The following is a 6,851-nucleotide window of genomic DNA, read 5'->3' as shown; positions in this document are numbered from 1 at the left end:
TTCTTTCTCTGTAAACTCCGGCAGCTCCTGAGCTACATCCAGAGCACTCAACTTAGCTGCACTAATACCGGCGTCTACAGCCTCAGTATAATGCAATGAAACGCAAAAGCTGCAAGTGTTCAATTGAGAGACTCTAAGCTTAACTAAAGCAACTAATGACTTATCAAGTTTCGAATGTTCTATTATTTGGTTCAAATCGGAAAAGACTTTCATAACGTTCGGGCTTTTAGAGTATGGATTTAAACGGCTCGTGGTAATCACAGCAAAAACTCCTCTTGTTTTTAATCACACGCTATAAAGTTTTCCCCAGTCCTTATTGTAAAATTCGGACATGGGCTATCTTTTAGTCGCTGCTCTGTTAGATTATTCGACACTAAGAAGACAACTCGGTGATATTTTATGGAACTCCCTTTCTCACAAGCCTGTGAAAACAATAAAGACCCAATACTTGGGGTTCTGGAAGTCGCTTTTGCTAATGCGTCACAAGTTTTAGAAGTTGGCAGCGGTACAGGGCAACATGCCGTTTACTTCGCCAAAAAACTCTCTCATTTAGAATGGCAGGCAAGTGACCAACCGGAGTATTTACCGGGGGTAAAAGCCAGAATTGAAAAAGAAGGGGTATCAGGTCAGCCTTTGCCGGTTGAGTTCGATGTGTTTCAGTCTGCACCTGATGGACAGTTCGATGCCTTATTTACCGCAAATACTTGTCACATTATGCCCAAAGAGGGTGTCGAAGCGCTGTTTAATCACTTAGGGGACAAACTTAAATCAGTAAAGCTTTTATGTATTTACGGACCGTTTAATGACAACGGGCATTTCACCAGTGACAGCAACCGTGCGTTTGATCAGTCTTTGCGTACTCGTGACAGCCAAATGGGAATACGTGATAAACAATGGATTGCAAAGCTTGCCAGCCAGCATGGGTTTCATTTGAAAAACACCCATACTATGCCGGCAAACAATCAACTTCTGGAGTTTCAGCGTTAACTCTTAACGCGCAGGCCTATTTGGTATTGGGTACAATGCGTAATTCAACACGACGGTTTAATTGACGACCGCTTTCTGTGTCGTTGTCCGCAACTGGCATACTCTCGCCGTAACCTTCTGTTGTCACACGGCGCGAATCCACGCCACTTCCAACTAAGTGATTGCGTACAGCTTTAGCACGGTTTAACGACAATTGCTGGTTATATTCTGCGGATCCTGTGCTGTCGGTATGGCCTTCAATCAGCATGGTGGTTTTCTCATACTTTTGCAGAACCCGGGCAACATCGTCCAGTACCGGATTAAAGCTTTGAGAGATGTTCGCACTGCCTGTGGCAAACGTAATATTGCTTGGCAGTTGCAAACGAAGGTTGTCGCCGTCGCGTATTACCTTCACGCCACTGTCGGCCAGCTCTTCCCTGAACTCCTCTTCCTGCTTATCCATATATGAACCAATAGCTCCACCTGCCAGTGCGCCAACAGCCGCCCCCCAGACATAGCGACTTTTATCGTGATCACCCGTTCCTTTACCAAGCAAGGCACCCGTCACAGCACCTATCGAAGCACCTTTTTGGGTGTTACTCATATTTTCACAACCGACAAGCGCTAACGATGACATTGTCATAGCCAAAACTAATTTTTTCATACCATTACTCCTTTAAGTGGTTAATGCCTGAAAACTAGCATGCTTTAGTATAGACGCTTATAAGATTTGCGGATTCTTTACTAAGCGTTTCACCTTGGTACTCAGCAGTGGTAACTTTAGGGTAAAGTTGTAACCTGTAGACATTCATTACTATGACAATAACTGACCCTACCCAGGCTCGCGAAGCTCTGATGGAGTTTCTGCATCGGAATGCACCGGTCACGATCATTACAGGTGCCGGTATATGTACCGACTCTGGCATCCCTGACTATAGAGATAGTGACGGCGAGTGGAAACGGACACCTCCGGTTCAGCATCAGGACTATATGCGCAGCGAAGCCGTCCGTAAAAGGTACTGGGCGCGCAGTTTGTTTGGCTGGCCAGTTCTATACCACGCTCAACCTAATTCCGCGCACCACGCTATTACCCAGTTGCAACAGCAGAAGCTCATTAGCCATATTATTACGCAAAATGTTGATGGTCTGCACCAAAAGGCCGGCGCGAACAACGTAATTAATTTGCATGGGTACGCCAATGACATGGTCTGTATGAGCTGCCAGCAGGTTACTCCAAGACTGGAGATGCACGAACGCAGCCTGAAAATGAACCCAGATTTTGCTGCGCTTGAAGCGACCGCCGCACCGGACGGAGATGCAGATTTAGAAGCTGATTTTGAACAGTTTAACGTCGCCAATTGCATGAGCTGTGGCGGAATTCTTAAACCCGATGTTGTCTACTTTGGTGATAACGTTCCTCGACCACGCGTCGAAGAAGCCCAAAACGTATTAAAGAACAGTAATGGCCTGCTCGCTATCGGAACCTCACTTATGGTGTTTTCAGGTTACCGTTTTGCACGACAGGCCTACCAAAATAACCAGCCTATAGCCTTATTAACGCTGGGTAAGACTCGAGCTGACGAGATAGCTGACATAAAACTGAACTGCTCAATCAAGGACGTACTGCTATGAATTACGAGCTTCCCAAAGACAATATCAGTTTATTTGAATTGAGGAAGAAAGCTTAATATTTCTTCCTCATTGGTACCAGAAAAACTTATTGCATTAGGGCTTTCTGAATAGAGTCGTCTAAGAAAATTGACTCAAAACGATGCTTATAGATAGTTTGCATTTCGTTTGAAATAAGCCCGTTACCTACATCGTTCTCGCCTTTAAAGCTTCGTTTGGTTTTCTCTTCGCCGTCTTTTCCAAGAACAATAACGTCCACGTCGTACCAGGAACTGTCAGAAAAGGCGTGGTAGTCGTATTTCCACTCATTCAGAGCAATAATAACTGATGGGCGGTCTTGCTTTGCCAGTGCCTCTTTAATACTGCCAACGCTCATTGAATGAGAGGTCAGATATGCCTCAGCTTTTACACCCTGCTTTTTAAACCCTGCAACTAACCGATCTGTTAAGTATTCAGACATGGGCTGTCGGTTGTAGGTGTACTGCGAGTAAGGAATTCCAAAACTTGAACGCAAAAGCCCTTCAAAGCTTGGCGCTTTATCGTTATTCAAAACATATTCTCGCTTATCAACCACAGCTATTGAAACCGATTCAAGTTCATTCGGTGTATTTACAGCAGGGGCCGCTTGTTCCGCATTCATTGTCGAAGTACAGCCCGACAAATAGAAACTCGCAACGGCTAACGCAATCAACTTTCCAATTTTAAACATTTATTTTCCTTAATTATTAAATACTAAAAACGGTATTTCGAGGTTATCCGTGAAGCCCTCAAAAAAGCCGCGCCAATAGTATATTAATAACTAATTGTTATAAATATGGTGTCGACTGTATATTTTAGTTTTTAGTGATAAGCTACGGGTTGTTCATTAAAAAGTTTGCTTGATTTAACGGAGCGGTGCCATGAAAGCAGTGATTTTAGATAGCGATAGTTTGGGTGAAGGCGTTGACTTATCCCCTATTAAAAATCAAGTCGGCGAGCTCGTTTGCTACCCTCTCACCTCGCCTAATCAAGTCGATGAACGTATTCAAAATGCCGATGTCGTTATTACCAACAAAGTGGTGCTGAACGAGGCTTCTTTAAAGAAGGCAGAGAAGTTAAAGCTCGTTTGTGTACTTGCCACAGGCATGAATAATATCGACTTAAAGGCTGCTGAAAAGCTTGGTATTCCCGTTAAAAATGTCGAAGCCTACGGAACGCCCAGTGTGGTTCAGCACACATTAATGATGATGTTGTCGTTGGCAACAAAAATACCGGTTATGCAAAAGCGTATGGCCGCTGGCGACTGGCAAAAGTCTCCTTTATTTACCCTGCTTGATCCGCCAACGTTTCAACTTGAGGGCAAGCGTCTGGTTATTGTCGGCTCGGGTGAACTTGGGCAAGCGGTAAAAAAACAAGCTGAAGCATTGGGTATGCGCGTGAGCTTTTCCGCACGCCCAGGTAAAACAGACGATTCACGCCCAAGTTTTGATGAGCTATTGCCTGAAGCCGACGTTATTTCGTTTCATTGCCCGCTAACCGAAGAAACAAAAGGTTTGCTTAACAGCAAGAATATCAAACATTGCCAGCCTCACACTTTAGTCATTAATAATGCCCGGGGTGGTGTCGCAAACGAGCACGACGTGCTGGACGCATTACGGAAAGGCCAAATTGGCGGCTATGCAACGGACGTTCTTCCGCAAGAGCCACCCAAAGACGGTCATCCGTTGCTAGATGCGTTAAATGAGCCCTTGAACCTTATTGTAACGCCGCATAACGCCTGGACCTCTCCAGAAGCAAGGCAGCGTATTATTGAATTAACGGCTGATAATATCTCAGCATTAACGTGATAGCCCTCTTACTATTGATAACGGCTTAACTCGTGAAAAGTAACGCGAGTTAAGCACGTTGTTTATAGAAGTGGCGAACCCCGCCACCAATATGTAATATCAATAGCAACGGTAGTATATAAGTACCCAACACCTTGTGATCAGAAGCTTACCGTCACTCCCATCCATAAGTTACGAGTTTTATCTTTCACATTGTAGTCATCCGTGAAAACAACTTCGCTTACCGCGCCACGACCCGTTACGTATTCAAACTCGCCGTCACCATTTAAATCGGTATAGGTTGTTGAATACGTCGTGAAGTCACGGTCCAGTAAATTGTTAATACGCAGGTTTAAATCGACCGATTCCGTCAGTTTATAATTCGCACCTAAGTTAAGCAGGCTGTAGTTTTCAAAATAAAGCTGCTTATCAATATTGCTGTCATAGCCACGATAACGGTCAGAACGAAGCTCACCTTGCAAATATACCGTCAGAACATCCGACGCCTGCCAGTTCAGCCAAAGGTTGGCCATATGCTCAGCGGTGTTGGTTAGTGGCAACCCAGCCTGACTGCCGCTTTTTTGCTCGCTGTCAGTCCAGGTGTAATTACCACGTATTGACCACGTCTCGCTCATAACGTAGCGAGCAGCAACTTCGACACCCTGCACATCGACTTCGTCGATATTAATACTCTGACTCCATGTGTCATAACCCAGTTGTTCATATTCACCTAAGTTAACGCATGGGCGCACACCGCCGGTTTGCTCACAACTTTGAACGGTATCACCGCGGGCAATTTTGTCCTCGAAGCTCGTATTAAAGTAGGTGATATTAAAGTTGTTATCGCCGTTGTCTGAGTTCCAGTAAAGCGCAATTTCAGAGTTAACACTGATTTCAGGCTGTAGCTCCGGGTTACCGGCAAAAGGCATGGTTCCCTGTCCACCAAAGCCGACAATACCGTCGTATAAATCGGTTGTTTTCGGTGTTTTATAACCCGTACTTACACCGCCTTTAACCGTCCAGGCCTGGCTTAAGTTATAAACCGCATAAAGACGAGGCGACACCTGACTGCCAAAAACATCGTGCTTGTCGTAGCGAACGCCGCCAGTCAGGGTGAAGTCCGCTATTGGCATCCAGTTATCTTCAACAAACAGCGAATACATTTTCTGCTCTTGAACAGCACCGGCATTACCTTCTTCCAGACCAAAAACACCGTCTTTTAACTCGCCATCAATAAGTTGACCACCTATCACCAAATTGTGGTGTCCGGCAAAACCTGAGAAAGGAATATCCAGCTTTGCATCCAGGGTATATTGACTGCTATCTAATGGGCGATCAGGTCTTGGCAGGAAGGTTTCTTCAGCAATAGAACGCCGCTCGTCTTCAGGTAAACCAGAGTAGTCTCCTGTTCCATCGTACATTTGCTGCAGCAACAAACGCTCATCCACACTTAAGGGTAAGGTTCGTCCGTTGTTTTGTGTATCCACGTAAGCCAACGACACCATACTTGAACCAAAGGACCAGTCCGCATCGTGCGCTATTGACCACCAGGTGCGATCAAAGCTTTGATCCGCCGCATAACCAGCCCGGGGGTTAACTTGTCCGCCACGAGCCTGCCAAATTGACTCAATGCTGTCTTTGGTGCCTAGCGGATAAGTAATGGTGTCTGTTTCTACGTCGTAAGACGGCGTATTGTCATAAGACTGATGTGAGTTGTCGTAATCAAACTTAACGTTGTGTCCCTTTGCCGGAGTATAGGACACTGAAAAACCGTAATGTTCGTCTTTGTTGTCAACGGTTCGACCACCGCTGCCAAACCCTAATTCCCGTATGTGCACGGTACCGTTTGGATCAACCGCTGGCTCAAACTGAGGGGAAGATGCTTGCTGGTCATACAAACTAGCGCGCACTCCCAGGCTTAATACATCTTTTATCAAAGGCCCCGTTGCGCTGAAATCTGTCGTAAAGTCGTCACCAAAGTTATCATCTGTCTGCAAACTGCGACCAAAGGTGATAGCACCAGACCAGTCGTCAGTGTGCTTTTTGGTAATAACATTAATAACACCGCCAAGTGCGTCGGCTCCGTATAACGTCGATGCCGGGCCGCGAATTACCTCAATTCTGTCAATTGTCTCAAGCGGAGGAATGTGGTTAAACGCGTTGCCCCCAAAGTTGTTCGGGTAAATATCACCGTGGTTATTCTGACGTATGCCATCAACCAGAATTAAAGTGTAGTCACCTGTTAACCCACGCATGCTGATACTGCCCTGCCCGGTTTTATCCCGCGATGTGCCTATATCAATGCCTTCCTGGTATTTAACAGCATCTAATAGTGACGTAAAGGAGCGCGACCGTATTTCCTCATTGGTAATAATTGAGATACTTGCCGGCGCCTCCGTCAGCTTTTGCTCAAAACCAGTAGCAGTAACAACAATACGCTCCATACCGTCG

Annotated in this window: 7 protein-coding genes; 3 read left to right on the top strand and 4 right to left on the bottom strand. The window is 45.6% G+C overall.

All coding sequences use genetic code 11. The features are described from left to right. Window positions 1-261 (bottom strand): carboxymuconolactone decarboxylase family protein (locus B3180_RS14065; RefSeq protein ID WP_286845129.1); only part of this gene is annotated, 261 nt, incomplete at its 3' end. 138 nt (window positions 262-399) lie between these two features. Here B3180_RS14065 and B3180_RS14060 point away from each other — a divergent pair. Further along, the gene (locus B3180_RS14060; protein WP_271331504.1) at window positions 400-987 is read left to right on the top strand and encodes a DUF938 domain-containing protein; all 588 of its coding nucleotides are present in this window, start codon (window positions 400-402) and stop codon (window positions 985-987) included. Between the two features lie 16 nt (window positions 988-1,003). Here B3180_RS14060 and B3180_RS14055 read toward each other — a convergent pair whose 3' ends face one another. Further along, entirely contained in the window at window positions 1,004-1,630 is a 627-nt protein-coding gene (locus B3180_RS14055; RefSeq protein WP_054487254.1) for an OmpA family protein, read from the bottom strand. Between the two features lie 152 nt (window positions 1,631-1,782). Here B3180_RS14055 and B3180_RS14050 point away from each other — a divergent pair, with 152 nt between their 5' ends. Next, window positions 1,783-2,598 carry an NAD-dependent protein deacetylase gene (locus tag B3180_RS14050; protein ID WP_286845125.1) on the top strand — a complete coding sequence of 272 codons (816 nt, stop codon included), beginning with the start codon at window positions 1,783-1,785 and terminating at the stop codon, window positions 2,596-2,598. An 85-nt stretch (window positions 2,599-2,683) separates the two neighbouring features. Here B3180_RS14050 and B3180_RS14045 read toward each other — a convergent pair whose 3' ends face one another. Then, window positions 2,684-3,304 carry a hypothetical protein gene (locus B3180_RS14045; protein ID WP_273022568.1) on the bottom strand — a complete coding sequence of 207 codons (621 nt, stop codon included), beginning with the start codon at window positions 3,302-3,304 and terminating at the stop codon, window positions 2,684-2,686. A 190-nt stretch (window positions 3,305-3,494) separates the two neighbouring features. Here B3180_RS14045 and B3180_RS14040 point away from each other — a divergent pair, with 190 nt between their 5' ends. Then, window positions 3,495-4,421: a D-2-hydroxyacid dehydrogenase gene (locus tag B3180_RS14040; protein ID WP_273022567.1), complete on the top strand. Its 927-nt coding sequence runs from the start codon at window positions 3,495-3,497 to the stop codon at window positions 4,419-4,421. Between the two features lie 140 nt (window positions 4,422-4,561). Here B3180_RS14040 and B3180_RS14035 read toward each other — a convergent pair. Next, window positions 4,562-6,851: TonB-dependent receptor domain-containing protein (locus tag B3180_RS14035; RefSeq protein WP_286845123.1), on the bottom strand; the 2,290-nt coding region annotated here is incomplete at its 5' end.

The sequence above is a fragment of the Idiomarina sp. UBA4206 genome (assembly GCF_002383015.1).
Lineage (GTDB): Bacteria > Pseudomonadota > Gammaproteobacteria > Enterobacterales > Alteromonadaceae > Idiomarina > Idiomarina abyssalis.
Note: the sequence above shows the minus strand (reverse complement) of the source record. Positions and strands in the feature narration are given on the sequence as shown.

Coding starts and splice junctions, on each gene's coding strand:
- B3180_RS14060 (WP_271331504.1), top strand. CDS start 400: ATGGAACTCCCTTTCTCACAAGCCTGTGAAAACAATAAAGACCCAATA.
- B3180_RS14055 (WP_054487254.1), bottom strand. CDS start 1,630: ATGAAAAAATTAGTTTTGGCTATGACAATGTCATCGTTAGCGCTTGTC.
- B3180_RS14050 (WP_286845125.1), top strand. CDS start 1,783: ATGACAATAACTGACCCTACCCAGGCTCGCGAAGCTCTGATGGAGTTT.
- B3180_RS14045 (WP_273022568.1), bottom strand. CDS start 3,304: ATGTTTAAAATTGGAAAGTTGATTGCGTTAGCCGTTGCGAGTTTCTAT.
- B3180_RS14040 (WP_273022567.1), top strand. CDS start 3,495: ATGAAAGCAGTGATTTTAGATAGCGATAGTTTGGGTGAAGGCGTTGAC.